Source organism: Chitinophaga chungangae, from assembly GCF_017742215.1.
GTDB classification, from domain to species: domain Bacteria; phylum Bacteroidota; class Bacteroidia; order Chitinophagales; family Chitinophagaceae; genus Chitinophaga; species Chitinophaga chungangae.
This window is the reverse complement of record NZ_JAGHKP010000002.1, coordinates 1,062,611-1,083,474: the sequence shown is the minus strand read 5'-3', so window position 1 is coordinate 1,083,474 and position 20,864 is coordinate 1,062,611. Positions and strand designations below refer to the sequence as shown.

The window sequence follows — 20,864 nt, the reverse complement described above, 5'->3', positions numbered from 1 at the left end:
AAAATCAATTCTTTGCGAAGGTCAGGAATTCGGCGCTGGTGGCATTGTCGTCCGTCAGTTTGATCTCGCTGGCCGAAATGGAGATCACTTTCCAGTCGTCGGTGAGCTCCCCGAGCGGTTTATTGGCGTCGGTTTTCGCCCCGAAGTCGATGGAAAAACGGGTGCTGCTGCCGTTTACCGACCAGGTGCCCGTTTGGCTGTTTCCGGATCTTACGGCGGTGGCGCTGCCGTTGCCGGAAAAGGAGAAACTGTAGCCGGAAAAATCGCCCGTTTCATCGTCTCCCCGCTCGGAAAAGTGGCTGACGCGCCAGGTACCAGACGTTACCGCGCCGGGGCCGGCGTTATCGTTGTTGTTGGAGGAACATGCGGCGAAAAACACCGCGAGAAAAATGAGCTTCTTCATAAAGTAATGGTTACTGCGATGGTTACGCGAAAAATGCGCGGGCGGTTGCCCGGAAAAAAAAGCCCCGCGGTGGCGGGGCCTTTTGTATTTATTGGGTGATCTCCAGTTTTAAGTTTGGCATTCCCATTTCGTCGTGCGGCGTAAGCGGGTTGGCCAGCTGCCAGCTGACGGGATAATATTTTCCTTTCTCCATTTCCACCGGCGGAAGCGTTTTGCGGTAATACACCTGCGGAACGGCATAGTCGATATTAAAAGGAAGCGATTTTTTGAAGTGGTTGAAAAGTTTCACCACCAGCTGGTTTTTTCCTTCGGAAAGCGGCAGCAGCACATAATGTACGATGCTGTCTTTTTTGTAGGGATTGTTCTGGATGAAGAGATCTTTCCCGTTCAGGAACACCATTACCGCATCGCCGCCGGTCACTTTTACGAGGAGCTGCTGCGCGCGGGGAGACGTGATCTCCTGCAGCGCATAATAACCCGTCATCAGGCCGGCGGGCAGCGAATATTGCGTGCCGTTGGCGTATCCGGGATGTTTCGCCCATTTTTGCCCGTTGGCGCGCGGCCAGGGTTTGGAAAGGTCTACGTTGTGAAGGTCGCCGTGCGTGCCGCCCACGCCGGAATACAGCGGCCCCAGCAGGTACAGTTCGCTGAAGCGGGTATTGCGGAGGTCGTTGTCCAGCTTCAGTTCTTCCCCGCCGTCAAGCGTTACTTCGCTGGTGTTTGCGCCCAGCTGCAATTTTATTTTCCGGTCCTTTTCTTCCGTCGCATAATACAACACCGGCTTGAAAGTGCCGCTGGCAGCCGGCTGCAACGTCCAGGCGTTTTTGATGGTGCTGGTGAAGCTGGTGTTGTAATCTACCGTGGCGTTGCTGAAATATTTGAAAGCGTTCCCGTTGTCCAGTTCCGCCGATTTCGCGAGCGGTACGATGTTCACCGGCGGCACGGTGTAGCCGCCCGGCATGTCGAGCACGATCACTTTGAACCACTGGCTTACGTCCAGCCCGGCGGGCACCTGTACCAACATGCCTTCTTTGATGGAAGTGGTTTTCAGCGGGATTTTGCCTTCGAGCAGGTAGGCTTCCTTTACTTTTCCTTTCAGACCGGGCAGCAGGATGGTATTGTTGTTCGGCTGTTTCATCATGAACAGGTACAGTTTATTTTCCCGGCTGGTAACGCTGCCCCATTCGAACGGTACATGGAAAGGATCGGGGTTGGTCCCGTAAATGGCTTCGCCGTTCTTTTTCAGCCAATCGCCGATGGCCAGCAGTGTTTCTTCTTCAAAAGGCACCACGGTACCATCGCCTTTCGGCCCGATATTGAGCAGGAAATTGCCGCCCCGGGAAGCTACCCGTACGAGGCTGGTCAGTTTTTCCCTTTCTTTTTTACGGATGTCGCCCCTTTCCTGCCAGGAACGATAGCCCCATGTTTCGTGGAAAAACGAGGCGGGGCTTTGCCAGGGCACGCCGATGATGTAATCCGGCTCCTGGTTGTCGCCCATCACGGTAAAATCGCCCATATTGTTGCCGATGCGGCTGCCGATGAGGCAATCGGGCTGAAGGCGGTGCACCAGTTCGCGCATTTCCCGGCTTTGTTCGAGCGTCATGCTGCCCATATCGAACCACAGCTCGGAAACGGGGCCGTATTTGCTGAGCAGCTCGGTCACCTGGTTTTTATTATAAGTATGATGATCGGGCGGGATGGAATCGGAATTATGCCCGGAGATGGGCATGGCGGCCGGGAAATGCCAGTCGATGAGCGAAAAATACAACCCGAATGCGATGCCATGGCGCTTGCAGGCTTCAGACAGGCCTTTCAGGATATCTTTTTTATAGGGAGAAGCGTCCATGATGTCGAACGTGGTATAAGCGCAGTCCCAGAGGGCGAAGCCGTCGTGGTGTTTGGAAGTGATCACGATAGCGCCCATGCCGGCGTTTTTGGCGAGCAGGGCGATACTGTCGGGGTTCCATTTTTCGGGGTCGAAGGTGGCGGCCACCTCTTCGTAAGTATCGCTGTAAAGGCCGGCGGCATGGGCCCTGATCTGTTCGCTGAGGCCGCGGCTGACGGGTTTGCCTTCCCATACCCCGCCCAGTTTGGAATACACGCCAAAGTGGATGAACATGGAATATTTCCGGTCTTTCCACTGCCGCATAGCCGCCGGGCTGATCTGCGCGGGCGCGGTTACGCCGTAAAGCAGGCAGGCGGCGATTATATACAATAATCTTTTCATCTGGTCAAGGTATTAAAAGATTTTTAAAATTGCTTATCTTCAGCCTGTATCGACTACAACTGTTCGAAGAGATGAGGGGTGTGAAACTATGCATAAACCTGGGTCTTACCGTTCAGCTTGCGGGGATGCCGGCGCTCATAAAACTATACCAACGCCAGGAAATATGCGAACTAACCAAGCGCCACGCTGCTCCCTGCGAAACATACTATTTAATGCCTGCGTATGCACGGCAGCCGCATCCAGATGCTGCAATCCGGGACCGGAGGGCACAATTTGCCTGAGCTGGTTTCGTTAAAGGCTTGCACGCGTATATGCGCAACCGTTGAAACGCAAAGAAAACGATGATGGGTTATTTTTCAGACAAAGTGGTGTGGATCACGGGCGCTTCTTCCGGCCTGGGAGCCGAGCTGGCCAGGCAGCTTTCCCGCGAAGGAGCGAAGCTGATACTCACCGGGAGGAACGCCGGAGCGCTGGAAGCAGTGCAGCAGCAATGCGAAACGCCCTGCAAACTGTTGCCGGCCGATCTTGAAAAAGACGCAACGCCCGAACTGGCCGCCGCCGCATTGGCCGCTTTTGACGGGATAGACATACTGATCAACAACGCGGGCGTTACCCAGCGGGCATTGGCGGAAGATACGCTGCCGGAAGTGGAGCGCAGGCTGATGGAGATCAATTTTTTCGCGCCGGTTACCCTCACCCGCCAGCTGCTGCCACATTTCAGGCAGCGGAAACACGGGCAGGTAGTAGTGATCAGCAGCATGGCCGGTTTGATGGGCTTTCCGCTCAGAACCACTTATGCCGCTTCCAAACACGCGCTGAAAGGGTATTTCGAAACGTTGCAGGTAGAGCACACCATCCCGGGATTCGATATTACCATCGTAAGCCCGGGGAGAGTGAACACGCCGATCTCGCTCAGCGCCGTTACCGCAAGCGGCGCCGCGCACAACCAGATGGACGAAGGGCAGGCAAACGGCATTCCCGTGGCGGACTGTGCCGCGAGGATACTGAAGGCGATGAGAAAAAAAGAAAAACACGTAATGATAGCGAGGAGCGAAAAAGTGCTCTGGTGGCTACGGAAAAATATCAGTCCCTTATACTATACCATTGCCCGGAAAGCCGGGATGAAACACACATAATCCTATTATTATGGCATATATCACAGGAATACAGCAAATAGGGATCGGCGTGAAAAACGTGCGCGAATCCATGTTAGGTTACAAGGACCACTTCGGTATGAACGTGCTCATTTTCGACGATACTTCCGAAGCCGCCCTCATGACGCCTTACACGGGAGGCACCGTATATCGCCGCAGGGCAGTGCTTTCCCTGAATATGCAGGGCGGCGGCGGCTTCGAGATCTGGCAGTTCCAGGACAGGCAGCCCGCCGAACCTTTACAGAAACCGCAATACGGCGACCTCGGCATCTATGCGGCCAAGATCAAATGCCGCGACCTTGCCGCCGCGCGCAAACACCTGCTGCAATACGAAGGGCTGCAGGTGGGCGAGCCTTACAAAGACGCGGAAGGCCACATGCGGTTCCAGGTAACGGACGCCAACAACAATCATTTCGAGTTCGTGCCCGGCCACCACTGGTTCCATAACAACAGCGGCGTATGCGGCGGCGTGTCTGGCGCGGTGATCGGCGTGCGCGATATGGACAAGGCCATCGCTTTTTACCGCGACATTCTCGGCATCCGCGACATGATCTACGACGAAACCACGCCTTCTTTCCGCAAAGTGTTGCTGCGCAAGCATCCCGGCGGCATCGGCGCGTTCAATAAACTGCTGGGCTCAGCGGAAATAGAACTGGTGCAGGCGCTGGACAGGGAGCCGGTAAAGATCTACGACAACCGTTTCTGGGGCGATTGCGGTTTCATTCATCTTTGTTTCGACGTGATCAACATGTGCGCGCTGAAAGAACATGCGCTGGCGAACGGGTATACTTTCTCGATCGACAGCGAAGATTCTTTCGCCATGGAAAGCGCGGCGGGCCGTTTCTGTTATATCGAAGATCCTGACGGCACGCTGATAGAGCTGGTGGAAACGCATAAGGTGCCGCTGTTCAAGAAATGGGGGCTTTATCTGAATTTGAAAAAACGCTCGCTGGAGAAGCCGCTGCCGGATTGGATGATCCGCATGCTGTCACTCAGCCGTGTGAAATAAACGGTATTCTTTGTAGGCCCATGCGGTGAATGGCAAGAGCGGAAACGCCAGCCAGCCCCATGGGCCTGCGATCAATACCAGCAACAACGTTACCGCCAGTACGAAAACAGGATAGGTCAGCATCAGCAGGCAAAACACCACGGAATCGTAAAACACGGTGTTCCTTGTTTTTTTCTTCGCAAAATTCCTCCACATCACATAAAACCACCGCTGCGTGATATACCCGATCAATGCGGGAAACACCAGCAATATGGAATGCCCTTTACGCGCTGCGGCTTTGTGCATGCCGGCTTCCAGGCGGTTGTACAGTATGTCGTTCACTTCCCGCACATTTTCCGCGTCTCCTTTTTTGATCTGCTCCCCGAATACGACCTCGATATGTTTCGGCACAGCCGTGAAAGAGCTGTAGTTGATAGATACCGGCTGGATGACGAGGTGATCGAGCCCGGGCTCTTCCCAGGCGCTGGCGCCCAACCGGGCGGTGCCTTTTTTGAGCGGCCTCACCTTGTTTTCGTTCACGCAAATGCCTTCGGGAAAAATGAGGATGCAGCCGTTTTGCCGCAGCACGTTCAGCGAGAGCTTAAACGTTTCTTCGTTGCGCTGGAGGTTTTCTTTTCCTTCGCTCAGCCTGAAAATGGGGATCATATGCATGGCTTTCAGCAGGGAAGCGACGCGCGGTTTGCGGAACGCGTCTCCCCGCGCCAGGAAGTGCAGGCTGCGCGGCATGTAGGCGCCCATCACGATGGCGTCGAGGAAAGAATTGGGATGCGTACAGGCAAGAATGCAGGGCGCATTGCTGCCCCGGTAACGAAAGGTAATTTTCCCGCAATAGAGCCACAAAGCAAGCCTGGCCCAGATTTTCAGCAATGCGTACAACAAGACGGCACAGTTTTTAAAACCGCCCTTTTACCGGGAACATTCACATTCCGTGCACCGGTAAACGGGGTTGAATGAACAAAGAAGGGCTGTAATATCGCTCATTGTTTTGCTGAAAACAAGCCTGAAAACCAAAAATTATTCTAAATCTTATTCCCGGTAGTTATGGGGGAACAGGCTCCAGTCGAACCGCTGGAAGCGGATGGCTTCAAACTCGGGCAGGCCCAGCTTTTGCAGGATGCGGCGCATGCCTTTTTTGCCGCCGAAATCGCCGCGGTACCAGTTCATAAAAGCCGGCAGGAAAATGGCGCCGGGGGTTTGCCGGGTTTCCTGGAGATGGCTTTTCATGGCGAGGTCCAGCTGCTCGTCGATGCGGGCGTCGTCGTAATACTCGATGGGCGGGCAGCTGCGGGCGCCGTAATTGAGGGCGAAATGAATACGGGGGTCCAACCGGGTGACGCGGAACATTTTTTCGAAGCCGTTGGGCAGCAGCCTTCCCGCGCGAAGCCTCAGCAAGGAGCGGCGCAGGATGCCGTGCTCGATATCGTCGAGGCTGAGCGGGTGGCCGGCTACGGTGATGATGTTTTTGCGGAAAAACGCGGCCCTGTTTTCAAACAGGGTGCTGTTGCCCTCCAGCGCGATCTGTACGGCAGCATTGTAAACATTGATCCAGAAGGTCATTTTCAGCCGGTCTGTATCCAGCTGGCGGAGCAGTTCGTTGCGGTCTACCGTGGCAAGGGCCTGCAGTTGGGCAACAACGGGATTGCCTGTACGGGCGGCAAAAAGCAATTCCTGTGAAAGCGGCACCAGCGCGTCCTGGGCCTGGTGGATGTACTCATGACTGCTGAGCACCGAGTAACAAACCAGATACGGTTTAATAAGGTGTTGCATCGTAATAGATACGGATTTAGGGGTGAACCGGATTTTGGGGCGTTTGGGTAAAGTTACGTTTTACCAACGCGATTGCCAACCCGGCTGGCGGACAACTTATCCACCAAATGAAATAATAACTGGTACATGGCCTCTATCCTGATAGTCATTTCCCGTAGGTGTTTTTCTCCCGATATGCTGATCTCTCCTTTTATCAGTTTTAACAGATCGTCCGGCCCGAACGAAAAAAAATGCTCGACCGTAAGCCCGTATAAAGCCAGGATATTCTCTATGCGTTTCACCGCCAGGTTCTTCACGCGGCCCGCTTCCAGGTCGATGTAAGACGTAGTGGAAATACCCGCTTTCCGCGCAACGTATTCCTGGGTAAAGCCGTGCAGCATCCGGATGTAAAAAAATTTCTTGCCGATCGTATTCTTCATATCAGAACAAGGTTTAATTGGTTAACGGATATCATCTGACAAGACAAAGTTCCATCAACCATTTTTTCCCTCGCTTGACATTTGTCAAGAAATCATTCTTCTTCTGTTCCTGATCCTGCTGAGCGTGGCCGGCGCAATGCCGAGATAGGAAGCGATGTCCTTTATCTGCACGCGCGTCAGTATTTCCGGGTGATACGCTTCGAATTTCCGGTACTTTTCATCCGAGTTGTCCATGCGCAGCATAAACGCTCTTTCTTCCATCTGGATGTAATATTTCTGCGTTAAGATCCTGCCGATGAAATTGAACTCCGGGAATTTTTGGTAGATTTCCTGCAGCGCTCCATGTTTCAGGCCAATACAAACGAGGTCTTCCACCGCTTCGATCGTTTCCCTGCTGGGCATCTGTTCAAAAAAACTTTGTACGGCAATGATGATGTCTCCTTCCTTCATGAACCAGGAAGAAACGTCTTTCCCGCTTTCGCTGGTATAATACGCTCTTGCCAGCCCGTGGCCTGCAAAATAACAATACCGGCATACCTGCCCGTGTTTAAGAATAATGTCTCCTTTTTTGAATTTTACGACCACAGAATGGCCGAGTATCTCATCTTCCACTTCCCTGCAAAGCGGATAGATGCGCCTGAAATAACTGAACATGTTGTCGTACAAAAATGCGGATAGCTCATCTGGCGAGAGTTTCCACAACACGTCGTTACCGCCGGGTTAATTCTGGTTGAACGCATGCAACATCGGTTTTTTTCGGATATGCTGCGGTTAACAAAAAGGCTGGCGCAAATATATGGAAAGAACTCATTCCGCGAAAAACCGCTTCCACGCTCACAGTTGTTTGTGATCAAACGGTTTGGGCATATGCTTTGGAAGACAGGTAATGAACCAAAACCGATTGTCATGATCCAGCGCGACGGCCATTGCACCAGTCTTTGGCAAAACGGGGAAACCGCCTACAAGCCTGCGCCCATCACCGATACAAAAGATTTCGACGTGATCGTGGCGGGCGGCGGCATTACGGGCATCAGCACGGCCCTGCTGATGGCGGAGCGCGGCAAACGCTGCCTGGTGCTGGAAGCGCGGGAGCTGTGCTTCGGCACTACCGGCGGCACCACGGCGCATATCAATACTTTACTGGACACGCCGTATGCAACCATTGCGAAAAATTTCGGGAAAGACAATGCCAAAGCCACCGCACAAGCGGCGCAGGACGCGCTACAGCTGATCCGCAGCAATGTATCGCGGCTCAATATCGACTGTGGATTTTCCGAAGCAGATGCGTATTTGTTTGCCCAGAACGGCGATCAGGACAAGACATTGCAACAGCTGTTAGACGCAACCGTTGACGCCGGCGTGGAGGCATTTGCCGCAAACAACATTCCGCTGCCCATTCCTTTTACTACCGCCATGCGCGTAAAAGGCCAGGCGAAATTCCACCCGGTAAAATATGTGTTTGCGCTGGCGCGCGCATTCGAATCGCTCGGCGGCGCCATTTTACAGCAAACGCGGGTGACCGGCGTGGAGAATAACGCCGATGGCGTGACCGTTGAAACCAGCCAGGGGCGCTTTGTGGCGAAAGACCTTATTTACGCCACACACATTCCGCCGGGCGTAAACCTGCTGCATCTCCGCTGTGTGCCTTACCGCAGTTACGCCATGGCCGTAACCCTCAGCGATGAAGCATACCCCGAAGACCTGAGTTACGATATGGAAGACCCTTATCATTATTACCGCACGCAGATGGTAAACGGGCAGCCATACCTGATCGCGGGCGGGAAAGACCATAAAACCGGCGAAACGGCCAATGCCGCCGCGCATTTCACGCAGCTCGAAAGCCACATCCGCAAATATTTCAACGTCAAAGAGATCAGCTATAAATGGTCGTCGCAGTACTTTGAACCGGCGGACGGGCTGCCTTACATCGGGCACCTTCCCGGGCAGCAGGAGCACATTTACGTAGCGACGGGCTTTGGCGGGAACGGCATGACCTACAGCAACGTGGCTGCCATCCTGCTGCGCGACCTGGTTGCGAAAGGCGCCGCGCAATACGAGACATTGTTCGACCCCAACCGCATCAAACCTGTGGCTGGCTTCAAAAGTTTTATCAGCCATAATGCCGATGTGGTGAAACAGTTCGTCAGTAAACTGCTGCCGCATGAAGACCTGAAGCAGCTGGCCGATATGGCGCCGGGCGAAGGGAAAGTGGTGTCGTATGAAGACGAAAAGATCGCGATACACAAAGACGGCAAAGGCGGCATTCACGCCGTATCCCCCGTTTGCACGCATCTGCAGTGCGAAGTGAAGTGGAACAACGCCGAGCTGTCGTGGGATTGCCCTTGCCACGGCGCGCGTTATGATCCGGACGGTAATGTGCTGACGGGCCCGGCTTCCATGAGCCTTGAAGCTGCCCCTATGGAAAAAGCCCTGGAACATTCAAAAAAATAAAAGATATGAAAGCAGCAGTATTTCACCATCCGGGAAAGATCCAGGTAGACACCGTGGACGACCCGAAGATCGAAGACATGAGCGACGTGATCCTGAAAGTCTCGTCTACAGCCATTTGCGGTTCAGACCTGCATATCCTCCACGGTTCCGTGCCGCAGGCGAAAGATATGATCATGGGGCATGAGTTTATGGGCACCGTGATGGAAACGGGCCGCGGCGTTTCGAACCTGAAAGTGGGCGATCGCGTGGTAGTGCCTTTTCCCGTTGCCTGTGGGCATTGTTTTTTCTGCACACACGGCTCCAGCACGAACTGCGAGCATTCCAACCCCGAAATGTACGGCCCGGACGGCGACCTGCTGAAAGAAAAAGGCGGCGGTCTTTTCGGGTATACCGATCTGTACGGCGGTTATTCCGGCGGCCAGGCGGATTACGTGCGTGTGCCTTACGCGGATTTCGGCCCGCGGCGCGTGCCGGATACGCTGACGGACGAACAGGCATTGTTCCTCACCGATATTTTCCCCACCGGCTGGAGTGCCATCGACTGGGCGCAGATGAAAGGCGGCGAAGTGGTGGCGATATTCGGTTCCGGCCCGGTGGGCCTGATGGCGCAGAAAGCAGCGTGGCTGCAGGGCGCCAGCCGGGTGATCGCCATCGATCCGCTCAATTACCGCCTGGAACGCGCGCGGCTGGTGAATAACGTGGAAACGGTGAACCCGCATGAAACGGACCCGGTGGAATACATCCGCAGCATCACGGAAGGCCGCGGGGCGGACGTGTGCGTGGATGCGGTGGGTTACGAACCGGAGCGCGATGTAATGGACAAACTGAAAGCCGTGGTGAATTTTGAGAAAGGTTCCATGAAAGTGCTGGAAATGTGTTTCAGGGCGGTGCGCCGCGCCGGTACGGTCACTGTTGTGGGCGTGTACGCCAGTCCGTACGACAATTTCCCCGTTCACCGCATGTTCGACAAAGGCATTACGATCCGCCAGGGGCAGGCGCCGGTGCATAAGTATATCGATCATTTGATCGAGCTGGTGGTCACCGGGAAAGTGAAGCTGGACGATATTATCAGTCATACCCTGCCGCTCAGCCAGGCGGCGCATGCGTATGAGATCTTCAACAAAAAAGAAGACGACTGCGTTAAAGTAATATTAAAACCCGGAGCGTAATATGGCAGTAACCCGGACGATAAAAAAGGGAAAGGCGATAAAGGCGCAGGACAAACCCGCAGCGAAAAAAGCAGCGATGAAGATTGCGGCAGCGGCGAAAAAACCTGCCGGGAAAACAGCGGCTGCAGCAAAACCACCTTCCGGCGGAATGACCGTCGCGGTGAAAAAAGCGCCGGCAAAACCGTTACCGTCGGAAATCCTGCCGATGCTCGCCACGCTGGTTGACCAGCCGTTCGACCGCGAAGGCTGGCTGTACGAGATCAAGTGGGACGGTTACCGCGCCATCGCTTTCATGAAAAAAGGCATGACGGAGCTTCGTTCCCGCAACAATAAATCCTTCAACGAAAAATTTTATCCTGTTTACGCCGCGCTCGAAAAGTGGGGAATTAATGCCGTGGTGGATGGTGAAGTAGTGGTGGTGAACGAGCAGGGCACGGCGAACTTTTCCGCGTTGCAGCAATGGCGCAGCGAAGCGGACGGCGAGCTGCAATATTTTGTGTTCGACCTGTTGTGGTACCAAGGCAAAGACCTTACCGGTCTGCCGCTGACTGCGAGGCGCGAGCAGTTGAAGAAACTTATACCGAAAACCGGGCTCATCCGGCTCAGTCATGATTTTGAAACTTCCGGCGAAGAAATGCTGAACGCGGCGCGGGAAATGGGGCTGGAAGGCATTCTCGCTAAAAAGGCCGATAGCCTTTACCACAGCGGAGAACGGACGAAAGAATGGCTGAAGATCAAATCGCAGAAAAGGCAGGAAGTGGTGATCGGCGGGTATACCAAAAATGAAGATTCTTCCAAACCATTCAGCGCGTTGCTGGTGGGCGTGTACAACAAAGGCAAGCTGGAATATACCGGCAAAGTGGGCACGGGCTTCAACCAGCAGCAGCAAAAAGACATGCTCCAGCAATTTAAGCCGTTGCTGGTAAAAAAGAGCCCGTTCACAACAGAGCCGGACGTGAATAAACCGTCACGTTTCAGGCCCAATCCGCCGAAGGCGCAGGCATTTTGGCTGAAACCCTCGATAGTGGCGGAAGTTAGCTTCGCGGAAATGACATCTGACGGGGTGATGCGGCATCCGTCTTTCGAAGGGTTGCGGGAAGATAAAAAAGCGCAGGCGGTGGGATTGGAAAAAGAAATTCCTGTTTCGAAGATCGTTTCACCGCTGGCGGGCATTACGCCTCGCGGGGAAAGTTCCCGCAAAACATTACTGAACCCGACCGACGAAACGCAGGTGCGGAAAGTGAACGGCGAAGAACTGAAATTCACGAACCTCAGCAAAATTTACTGGCCGAAGGAAAAGATCACCAAAAGAGATCTGATCAATTATTATTACCGCATTGCGCCGTTTATTCTGCCTTATTTAAAAAACCGGCCGCAGTCGCTCAACCGCCACCCGAACGGCATTACCGGCGAAAGTTTTTACCAGAAAGACGTAACGGGCAAAGTTCCTGCCTGGATCGAGCAATACCCGTATGAAACGAGCGAGGGGGAGAAAAAAAACTTCATGCTCGCCACGGACGAGGCCAGCCTGTTGTATATGGCCGGCCTGGGCTGCATCGAGCTGAACCCCTGGAGCAGCACCATCAAAAAACCGGAACATCCTACCTGGTGCATCATCGACCTCGACCCTGCGAAGCAGTCGTTCGACCAGGTAGTGGAAGCCGCGCTGGTGACCAAATCCGTGCTGGACGATATGGGAGTGCCGTGTTATTGCAAAACGAGCGGTTCCACCGGGCTGCATATTTACATTCCGCTTGGCGCAAAATACACTTACGAACAATCGAAAGAGTTTGCGCGCATCATCGTAACGCTGGTGCACCGGGAGATACCGCGGTTTACGAGCATCGAGCGGGCGGTGCGGGACCGTGGCGGGAAGATGTATTTGGATTTTTTACAGAACCGTCCGCATGCGACGCTGGCCGCGCCTTATGCCCTCCGGCCAAAACCGGGCGCCACGGTGTCGATGCCTTTGGAGTGGAATGAAGTGAAGAAAGGTTTGCGGATGAAGGATTTCAACATTTTCAATGCCGCCGAACGCGCCGAAAGCCTCGGGGATATTTTTAAACCGGTGCTGGGGAAGGGAATCGCTTTGCAGGCTGTCATTTCAAAATACAGGTCGAAGAATGGATAAGATATTACAGGCGGTTCGCGACTTTGCGGACAAAGCGCACGGCAACCAGACGCGGAAATATTCGCCGGAGCGGTATATCGTGCATCCCATCCGGGTGATGGAAACCGTTCGCGAATATTCCAGCGATATGGCGATGCTTGCCGCCGCGTTGCTGCACGATGTGGTGGAGGATACGCCTGTTTCTTCGCGTGAATTGCTTGATTTCCTCGAATCGGTCATGGATCATGATACTGCTAACCTTGTGCTGCGTTATGTAACAGAACTGACGGACGTTTTCACGAAAGCCGCCTATCCGCGCCTGAACCGCCGCGCCAGGAAAACACGGGAGCTGATGCGGCTGGCTTCCACTTCACCCCAATCGCAAACCATCAAATACGCGGACATTCTCGACAATGCGAAAGACGTGGTGGAGCATGACCCGGATTTTGCGAAAGTTTTTCTGAAGGAATACCGGGCGGTGCTGAAAACCTGTGATAAGGGGAATGAGGACTTGCGGGCCAGGGCGGCGGCTTTGGTGGAGGAAGGACTGGAGATGGGGGATCTTTGATTTGCGTAGCAAACTAATTAACTTACCGGGAGAGCATTTACCCCTTAGCTATGGATCTAGGTGCAACGAAGAAAGGTATTGAGGGGAAAGTGAAAATGCCCGCGGCCAGAAAAGAACATTGGAGCCTTTTACTTATTATGCCGTGTATGCGCCCGGGCGGCGTTATACCATAGGACTGGGCGAAGGTGAGCATCAGCAGGTGCAGATCGAACTGCCGGATCTTGCATTACAGCAACTGTGCGCCGGTTGTTTCGAAATATCTTTCGCCGTGGACTGTTTATCCCGCCAATCTCCTGTCGATTGTTTGTTTTTTCTTTCCGGGATCCGCAACGAGGTGGGTGAGACCATAGTCCGCCTGGTTGGGTGTGGGTGTGCTGTTCAGGTGAATTTGATTTTGTCGGCAAGGGCGTTAAAATATTGCGGGCTCCAGATGTCGAGTACGTTTTCGTCGGGAATAAACCTGACGATGTCTTCCCGGATCGCGTCAAACGAAACGGCGGCTATCTTTTCTTTTAATAATTGCAAGACTTGTTCTCCAGTAATTTCGCCTGCAGGCCAATCGCCCGTATCCTGCGCACGGAGAAGAAAGTGATGCAGGTTGAGGGGTATGCCTTTTTTAATATACCACTCAAGATCATACCAATCGCGGCCCTTCACCCGCTGTTTCCAGTTCCGGAACAGCAGCACATGCATTTTTTCTGCAAAAAGGCATGGCAGCGTAAAACACTTTACATAAAACGAAAACGGTCTCAATAACAATTTCTCTTCTGTTTTGAAGCCGAGTGGGGGCCGTCGGTCAACTTCCAGTTTGATCTTAATTCCCGGGGACGCCTGTACGCCAGCCTGGAGAATAATGCCGTCCAACACCAATTCTTTCCAAAACGTTTCGGATTTGAGGAATGCCGATTCTATGGTGAATTTTATGGATTTTTTCTTTTCCAAACACCCGAAATGAATGGCTTTCCAAGAAAATTCACGCATTTATGCCCCTGTTTCGATGGAAAGGGAATATTTGCAGCATTGGGTGGCTTTAAGGACGAATGGAAAGATGAATTATTCAAAAAGGGCACTATACTGCCCTTTTTATTGTATTTGCCCGTGCTTCATACATATTTTAATTAAAAAGTGCTTTTCACTGCACTTTATATTGAATTTTAATCCAGAATGCTTAATTTTACTATGAAATAGGTACTATAATGCACTCCAAAGAAATTTTCAACATCGTGAAAGCCAGAAGGGAATCTCTAAATGTGACGCAGGAGACGCTCGCTCAACTTTCCGGCGTAGCATTGAGAACCTTGAAACAATTTGAAAGCGGCAAGGGCAATCCTACCTTGCAAACGCTCCAAAAGCTCGGTGACGCACTGGGCCTTGAGGTAACGGTCATCATTAAAAACAGGGGGATTAACGCATGAGAGCAGCTAACATTCTTTTCAAAGGGCAAGAAGCCGGCGTCTTAACACAACATGATGACGGTACGTTCACATTCCAGTATAACGCATCGTGGGTAGAAGACAGTAGCAAGCCGGCGATCAGCCTTACATTGCCGAAGACCGCCTCCCCATACCATTCTAATCACCTATTCCCGTTCTTCTACAACATGCTGCCGGAAGGATCAAACAAACAGGTCGTTTGCCAACTTAACCACTTGGACAAGACCGACTATTTCGGGTTACTGCTGACGATTGCCCAAACAGATACCATCGGCGCGGTTACCGTGTCTAAAATCGATTAACCATGCCTTTACCAGATATCCAACATTGTCCCGGTACGCTGGCCGCTGGCTACCATACCTATAGTCGAACGGCACTCGTCAGGGTCTTCAAGGGCCGCAAGGTCAGTCATCTTCTTCCCTATGATTCTCCCGCGACTAATCCGGCAATGGATGAACTCTTTGATGAGAACAGAAAACGCATATCTATCTCCGGTGTACAAGAAAAATTCTCCGTTCTGCTCGAGAAGAACAAACTTCGATTGATTAACGAGGGCGAACGAGGAAGTTACATCCTGAAACCAATTCCGGCAGCCGGCCGGCGACCGGACCAGATGCCCGCAAATGAACACCTTACCATGCAGATCGCGCGACAAGTATATCATATTGAAACGGCGGAGAATGCGCTGATCTTCTTCCGGAATGGAGCACCCGCGTACATCACCAAACGTTTTGATGTCGATGAAAATGATAGAAAACTCGCGCAGGAAGATTTTGCATCACTAGCCGGGCGTACGCCCCAATCACACGGAGAACACTATAAATATCTCGGCAACTATTTGCAGCTATTCCTGCTCATGCAAGTACACGTCCCGGCTTATCCCGTGGAAGCGCCGAAATTACTGAAGCTGCTCATGTTCAACTATCTCTTTTCAAATGGTGATGCACATTTCAAGAATTTTTCTCTTCTCGAAACACCAATGGGTGATTACCGTCTGAGTCCGGCGTATGACTTGCTTAACAGCCGGATTCATATTAAGGACAAGGATTTCGCCTTAGATGATGGCCTGTTACCCGGAAATTTAGCGCAGGGGAAAATTATGCAGCAGTTCTCCGTATTGGCCGATCAGGCAGGCATTTCCCGGGCCTCCTTCGATGCAATCAGGCAAATTATGCTTTCCGAAACAGATAAGGTGCAGGAATTAACGTTGGCGTCCTATCTGGATGAAACCACTAAACGCAATTACTGGCAATCGTATCAAGGTCGACTGCGGCAACTGGAAAAGACGTGAAAGACTAATCGATGATTGCAAATTCGGCAATAGAAATTTGAATGGGTGGAGAATGTAATGTTACAGATACAATATCCCTGAACTCCCATTCCTACCATCCTAACCTTTACACAGTTATCTAAACACTACCGTAAATATGCCAAAATAATTAGTGCTATTTTTTTCCTACTCACCGAATTTGACAGTCAAATAACTGAAAGAAACAGTTCTTGAAATTTCATTGTGGGGAATCAACAAATATCTCCATTGCTTACCACCATTTTTCACATTATGCTCGGTCGCAAATTTGCAATACTGAACAGCCGCCTCTTTTTTCTCCAGTACATCAACGTCCTGAATATTTGCGCTAGATTTTGGCTCTACCATAAATATGGTATCTGCAATTTCTACTATGAAATCTGGTTCATAGCGGCTAGAATTATTATTCCAATAAATCCGAAACTGGTTCGGCGCCGGACGCAGCCACTTCAGCACTTCCTTATCATTCTCCAGAACGAACGCTAAATCTTGTTCAGTTTTCGAGTCGAACTTATATTCAAAATGACACGACTTTTCAAAACCATTAAAAACCAGCTTAGGTATGAATGATATTGGTGTTACAACATCTCTGTAATCCCTATATCCGTTATCTGCCAAAGCGGAAAAACTATGCGGTTCAATTCTGGTGAACGGCAAGACGGTAGGCGCTATATAATCAGGTTTTGTCAATCTAAAATGTGTTTGCATCTGGTCGTGTATCCGAGCTGCGATAGCTTTCTTAAATTGAAATACCGTCTTGCTTATCTCCCTTTCCCCATCCAGCGTACTGGCTAATGCTTCGTTAGCTTGTGTGGCTAATTTGTACAATAAGTCGGCGTTGTCGTCATAGTCAATCTCCGGGTAGTTGAGCAATTCACTTACTATAAGATCAAGAGGATCTCCGTAAGATCCACTAGAATATACCCCCAAGGTTTCCACCACTCTGTCTTTCAACCCCATTCGAATTATTTGTTCATCCAACGCCTTGAAATCAAAACCGGAGCTATCCAGATCAAAATCATCAAACCAAGCTTTGATCTCTCCCTGAACCAAGTCCATGCGAGGAATCTCTATGATATGTTGCTGAAATGCCGCTACAACGTCTTCATATTCCAATTTAATTGCTTCTACAATCTGAGGTGTAAATAAGTTGCTTTGCCCCTTATTCAAATCTTCTGTGATTCTACGGATGACTTCGTCCTTTACTTCAGGCTTTGTTAAGTCGCTGGCGTTCTTTACCAATGAGGATTTATTGAAAGAGGGCAACACATTGACGATTGCCTTTTTCGCATCCAGATTATTCTGAGCCTTTTCCTTCTCTTTAACGTTAACGATCGCCGCTATCTTTTCCTGCTCAGTTTGCAGTTGCTGATCTATTACCGAAGGCGACGTGATTACCTTAGTTTTGACATTCAGATCAGCATCCTCCAATTCTACAAAAGATACTTTATTGAGTATCGAATTCGGATTTTGGGCTTCGGCAATAACGGAATCAAAATTATCATGAGCAATAATGGTTAGCTTATCAACTTTATCTACTCCAGTTCTTTTGCCGTCATACGGCAAACGTAACCCTCTGCCTATAGTTTGCTCAATCAATACACCTGCATTTGCCGCCCGAAGCGGGACAATCGTGTATAGATTGGTAACATCCCACCCTTCTTTAAGCATATTAACATGGATTACAATTTCGATTTCGTTATCAGGGTCTTCCAAAGAAACAAACTGGCGATCAATTTCTTCTTCTTTTCTGGTAGAGCTATCTATCTGTAATACCTTGCCAATAAACTCTCCCTTATAAAATTCCTCCGAGTTAATAAAGTCAAAGGTTTCCTTTGCATGATTGATATCCTTACAGATAACAAGTATAAATGGCTTGACCAACTTTACATTATTAGACCTGGAGTAGAGCTCCAGTTCGGTTTTGGTATCCTGATGAATGGAAACTGCATCTTCTAATTTGATTAGTTCCACCTCCTTCTCTGTGAGATTGCCTTTCTGAAAGTTCTTCCGCTTAGCAATAGCGGGATTTTTTACATACTGACCATCCGCCAATGCCTGCGCCAGATTGTATTCATACACAATATTCTTAAAAGGCATGTTCTTTTCATCAAAGGGAGTTGCCGTCAGTTCAATTCCCATTACGGGGCTCAGTTCGTTAATCGCACTCTTGGATGCATCAGCATGGTAACGATGCGCCTCGTCCATTAGGATTACCAGATCATCCTGGCCGGAAAGGTAATTCCAATAGGATTCACCCAGGTATTCAGAAAGTCTTTTGATTTTGGGAGCAAGCGATACGCCTTCTTTTCTGGTCCCTCTATTGTCGGAGTTGAATTTAGAAATATTGAAAATATTGATGCGAATCTCGCTCTCCGCATACAGGCTTCCTTGTTGCGAATAATTATCACCTGTGATGATAACGGGACGGTTATGTACAAATTCAGCAATCCCACTGAACACATACTTAGCATGCGACGGATCACCAAAATCCTTAATCAACTTATCATAAATAGTAAGGTTGGGCGCCAGAACAAAGAAATTCCTGATTCCCCTTTCCAGGTATAGGTAGGTAATACAGGCACCCATCAACCGGGTTTTCCCTACGCCAGTAGCAATTGAAAATGTAATGGATGGAAACGCTCTTTGAAAATCTGTGCAGGCTGGATAATTTTTAAGAATGCGTTCCTGACACTCTTTAAGATAATGCTCATATTCAGCTTCTTTGACGGCTGCTTTCGACAGCTTCAATTTATCAGCAATATCAGCCATAATGTCCAATGCGTTTTGCAAAGGCTGACGCAGGGATAAACGTTGTTTAATATTATCTAATATTTGTTTATTCATCTTCTTCAAACAAGGTTTTGGGTTTTATTTGTTTACTACTTTTGTCATTGGTTGAAATACTGTTTTTCTTCTCAGTAGGCAGATTGACAATGTTCAAACTGTAATCGTCCTTACCAAATTCGCATCGGTTTAGTAAAAGTTGGGGGATTTTCTTTATGGTAATATTGGAATATTTTGATATGCATTCTTGTTGAAATGCCTTACAACAAATCAAAAGGCTTTCTCCAGTCTGCATGGTTTCATGGATACGATCCAATGCCTCCAATGTAAAAAATTGCGTTGTCGTAAAAATAAAATCTTGTTCGCTACTCTGGCCTTGTTTCCAGTACTGTGTTTCGCTTGGTCGATAAACAAAGCCCTCCTGCTTAGCCATGGCAGCCGCCAGCATATCGGCATTATATTCTTCGCTGATAATCCAGTTGTCGAATTTATCTAGCTTCAATAAACTTGGGGCTAAGGTATAGAATTTGAAGCCGCCGCCGCCTTTCCAGTTGACGGCTTTGCTTATACCGGTTTGATCATTGTCGACAACTGATTTTAATCTAGAGAAACTATGGGTCACAGCTTGCTCGCCTAATTCAATACCTATATATTTTCTACGCATTTTATGAGCGACCGCTGCGGTAGTTCCTGAACCTAAAAAGGAATCAAGAACCAAATCACCTTCATTTGTCGCTAATTCTAAACAACGCTTCAATAACCTTTCAGGCTTCTTTCCTTTTTTAAATTTCACACCTCCCTCTTTGGCTATTCCTTCCCAAGAAATATCAGTCCAAATATTTGTTAATAATTTAGTTGAAGAAAGTTTTCCGTCTATTTCCTCAACATTCTTGCTATAAAAAGATATTTGTTTTCCATTCGATATGTAAACAGGAGCAAGTTCGTTACCTCTAATTAACTTAAATATTTTTGATGGCGCTTCAAGCGACGTATATTTCAAACGAACTATCTCCTGCCCAGCCCCATCATCAGATATTTCAGTCTCTCTAAACACACTGTGAGAATTCTTAAAAACAAAGTCGTCAAAATCCACCTCGGTATAGTTATAAGAACATTTCTCTAAAATATACATGTAAACAGCTTGTTTAAAGATTGAATAATTCTCCATAGCAAGCTTATTGTGAAGATAGTTTGAAACGAGCTTCAAATTAAACCCTAAATGAAACGTAATATTTTCTTTAATCCACAACTCGATCTGTTTTTTTGTTAAACCTTGGCATTTGCTATAAATACTTGCCAGAAAGCTCTCTATCTCACCAAGCTTATCCTTATTTACACATTCCAGAAAAGCCTGCTTTAAAGGAATAAAAATCCATTTCGATTCGTCTTCGTCCCTATTTACAATAAACCTATTATAGGCCATATCTCTTGTAGATGCAATTCTCATACTCCTACTCTCCCAAGCAGACTTGTTTTTTGCATACCAAAGCATATACTCAGACGATTTGAAAACACCAGGATTTACCGTACTAAAGGCAGAAGGGGAGCGGGCATCCACGGTGATTCTGCTTATAAAGTTATTTCTGCCAAAAATAGCATCTAAAATTACCTTGCAATAATCTGCTTCATTGTCATCTAGATGAACAAATATTGAGCCCTCGTTGTGAAGAAGAGAATATAACACACGTAATCTTCGATACATTAAGTCCAACCAAATCGAATGCTCTATTCCATCATCATAATTTTCAAAGGCGGCGCCAGTATTGAAAGGAGGATCTATATAGATGCACTTTACCTTCCCGGCGTACTCCTGTTCCAGTGCTTTTAATGCCAATAAGTTGTCACCTTGAATAAGCATATTTCCGGTATCCGGATCTCCATAAGAATATTCCGGACTCTCTACTAGAATACGGGGCTCGAGCTTTAGCTCCTCGCCCTTACCAATCCACGTTAGTTCTAATTTTTGTAGTCGTTTCTTTGCCATTAATTTTTTTCACTTATAGATAATAAGTTCTTTTCATCCAGCAGGGTCATAGCCTACCAATAAATGCGCTCAAG

At 49.6% G+C, this 20,864-nt stretch carries 18 protein-coding genes; 9 read left to right on the top strand and 9 right to left on the bottom strand.

The window, feature by feature from the left end:
• Window positions 1-4: 4 nt before the first annotated feature.
• Both J7I43_RS12705 and J7I43_RS12700 read right to left on the bottom strand, forming a co-directional pair.
• Complete coding sequence (locus J7I43_RS12705) at window positions 5-403, bottom strand: lipocalin family protein (RefSeq protein ID WP_209146052.1); 399 nt, start codon at window positions 401-403, stop codon at window positions 5-7.
• Between the two features lie 88 nt (window positions 404-491).
• Window positions 492-2,630, bottom strand: a complete 2,139-nt coding sequence (locus J7I43_RS12700; protein ID WP_209146051.1) for an alpha-L-fucosidase — start codon at window positions 2,628-2,630, stop codon at window positions 492-494.
• A 341-nt stretch (window positions 2,631-2,971) separates the two neighbouring features.
• On the opposite strand from J7I43_RS12700, the gene J7I43_RS12695 reads away from it, so the two are divergent.
• Window positions 2,972-3,766 carry an SDR family oxidoreductase gene (locus tag J7I43_RS12695; protein ID WP_209146050.1) on the top strand — a complete coding sequence of 265 codons (795 nt, stop codon included), beginning with the start codon at window positions 2,972-2,974 and terminating at the stop codon, window positions 3,764-3,766.
• Window positions 3,767-3,776: 10 nt separating this feature from the next.
• The gene (locus J7I43_RS12690) at window positions 3,777-4,793 is read left to right on the top strand and encodes a VOC family protein (protein WP_209146049.1); all 1,017 of its coding nucleotides are present in this window, start codon (window positions 3,777-3,779) and stop codon (window positions 4,791-4,793) included.
• Here the strand turns inward: J7I43_RS12690 and J7I43_RS12685 are convergent.
• The 4 genes from J7I43_RS12685 to J7I43_RS12670 form a co-directional block, all read right to left on the bottom strand.
• On the bottom strand, window positions 4,773-5,531 hold the full coding sequence (locus J7I43_RS12685) for a 1-acyl-sn-glycerol-3-phosphate acyltransferase (RefSeq protein ID WP_378108751.1): 759 nt from the start codon (window positions 5,529-5,531) through the stop codon (window positions 4,773-4,775). The two genes, J7I43_RS12690 and J7I43_RS12685, sit on opposite strands and share 21 nt — an antisense overlap.
• A gap of 288 nt (window positions 5,532-5,819) precedes the next feature.
• Window positions 5,820-6,560, bottom strand: coding sequence for a DUF547 domain-containing protein (locus tag J7I43_RS12680; RefSeq protein WP_209146047.1), 741 nt, complete (start codon window positions 6,558-6,560; stop codon window positions 5,820-5,822).
• 53 nt (window positions 6,561-6,613) lie between these two features.
• The gene (locus J7I43_RS12675; RefSeq protein ID WP_209146046.1) at window positions 6,614-6,979 is read right to left on the bottom strand and encodes a helix-turn-helix transcriptional regulator; all 366 of its coding nucleotides are present in this window, start codon (window positions 6,977-6,979) and stop codon (window positions 6,614-6,616) included.
• A gap of 84 nt (window positions 6,980-7,063) precedes the next feature.
• Entirely contained in the window at window positions 7,064-7,684 is a 621-nt protein-coding gene (locus J7I43_RS12670; protein WP_209146045.1) for a Crp/Fnr family transcriptional regulator, read from the bottom strand.
• A gap of 201 nt (window positions 7,685-7,885) precedes the next feature.
• Between J7I43_RS12670 and J7I43_RS12665 the strand changes: the two genes are divergently transcribed.
• From J7I43_RS12665 to J7I43_RS12650, 4 genes are read left to right on the top strand one after another with little or no spacing between them, the layout of a single operon-like run.
• Window positions 7,886-9,430 (top strand): FAD-dependent oxidoreductase, encoded by a 1,545-nt coding sequence (locus J7I43_RS12665; RefSeq protein WP_209146044.1) that lies wholly within the window; start codon window positions 7,886-7,888, stop codon window positions 9,428-9,430.
• 5 nt (window positions 9,431-9,435) lie between these two features.
• A complete protein-coding gene (locus J7I43_RS12660; RefSeq protein WP_209146043.1) occupies window positions 9,436-10,599 on the top strand; it encodes a zinc-dependent alcohol dehydrogenase in 1,164 nt (387 codons plus the stop codon).
• 1 nt (window position 10,600) lies between these two features.
• Window positions 10,601-12,730, top strand: coding sequence for a DNA ligase D (ligD, locus tag J7I43_RS12655; protein WP_209146042.1), 2,130 nt, complete (start codon window positions 10,601-10,603; stop codon window positions 12,728-12,730).
• Entirely contained in the window at window positions 12,723-13,277 is a 555-nt protein-coding gene (locus J7I43_RS12650; RefSeq protein ID WP_209146041.1) for an HD domain-containing protein, read from the top strand. Before ligD ends, J7I43_RS12650 begins: the two co-directional genes overlap by 8 nt.
• 378 nt (window positions 13,278-13,655) lie before the next feature.
• Here the strand turns inward: J7I43_RS12650 and J7I43_RS12645 are convergent, their stop codons facing one another.
• Window positions 13,656-14,219: a nucleotidyl transferase AbiEii/AbiGii toxin family protein gene (locus J7I43_RS12645; RefSeq protein ID WP_209146040.1), complete on the bottom strand. Its 564-nt coding sequence runs from the start codon at window positions 14,217-14,219 to the stop codon at window positions 13,656-13,658.
• Between the two features lie 254 nt (window positions 14,220-14,473).
• On the opposite strand from J7I43_RS12645, the gene J7I43_RS12640 reads away from it, so the two are divergent.
• The 3 genes from J7I43_RS12640 to J7I43_RS12630 are packed head-to-tail and all read left to right on the top strand — an operon-like array spanning window position 14,474 to window position 16,001.
• Window positions 14,474-14,692: a helix-turn-helix domain-containing protein gene (locus tag J7I43_RS12640; protein ID WP_209146039.1), complete on the top strand. Its 219-nt coding sequence runs from the start codon at window positions 14,474-14,476 to the stop codon at window positions 14,690-14,692.
• Window positions 14,689-15,012, top strand: coding sequence for a HipA N-terminal domain-containing protein (locus J7I43_RS12635; protein ID WP_209146038.1), 324 nt, complete (start codon window positions 14,689-14,691; stop codon window positions 15,010-15,012). The genes J7I43_RS12640 and J7I43_RS12635 overlap by 4 nt, the downstream gene beginning before the upstream one ends.
• 2 nt (window positions 15,013-15,014) lie before the next feature.
• Entirely contained in the window at window positions 15,015-16,001 is a 987-nt protein-coding gene (locus tag J7I43_RS12630; protein WP_209146037.1) for a type II toxin-antitoxin system HipA family toxin, read from the top strand.
• A gap of 165 nt (window positions 16,002-16,166) precedes the next feature.
• Here the strand turns inward: J7I43_RS12630 and J7I43_RS12625 are convergent, their stop codons facing one another.
• The gene (locus J7I43_RS12625; protein ID WP_236023390.1) at window positions 16,167-18,866 is read right to left on the bottom strand and encodes a DEAD/DEAH box helicase; all 2,700 of its coding nucleotides are present in this window, start codon (window positions 18,864-18,866) and stop codon (window positions 16,167-16,169) included.
• On the bottom strand, window positions 18,859-20,790 hold the full coding sequence (locus J7I43_RS12620; protein WP_209146035.1) for a site-specific DNA-methyltransferase: 1,932 nt from the start codon (window positions 20,788-20,790) through the stop codon (window positions 18,859-18,861). Before J7I43_RS12620 ends, J7I43_RS12625 begins: the two co-directional genes overlap by 8 nt.
• Window positions 20,791-20,864: the final 74 nt, after the last annotated feature.